Consider the following 219-nt stretch of genomic DNA (forward strand, 5'->3'; position numbering starts at 1 on the left):
CATTAACAGCTGGACCAATCAATTAGTAAGAGATGATAGCTAAGATCATACCAATAATAGGTGATGATAAGTTGATCTCCAGCATTTCAAAACCGCTCTTAATTTTACCGTGTACAGCTTTATCAAATTTGCTAATTGCGTAGCCACCTAAAGGTCCAACTATCATAGCTCCTAGGAACTTTGGTATTTCAGTACCAACGATAACAGCCATTGTTGTAA

The 219-nt window shown here is 37.0% G+C and carries 1 pseudogene; it reads right to left on the minus strand.

The annotated features are described in order from the left end of the window. Positions 1 to 22: 22 nt before the first annotated feature. A pseudogene (locus tag V6255_RS18625) lies at positions 23 to 219 on the minus strand (PTS mannitol transporter subunit IICBA); the annotation flags it as partial.

It is taken from the genome of Psychromonas arctica (assembly GCF_038155225.1).
Lineage (GTDB): Bacteria > Pseudomonadota > Gammaproteobacteria > Enterobacterales > Psychromonadaceae > Psychromonas > Psychromonas arctica_B.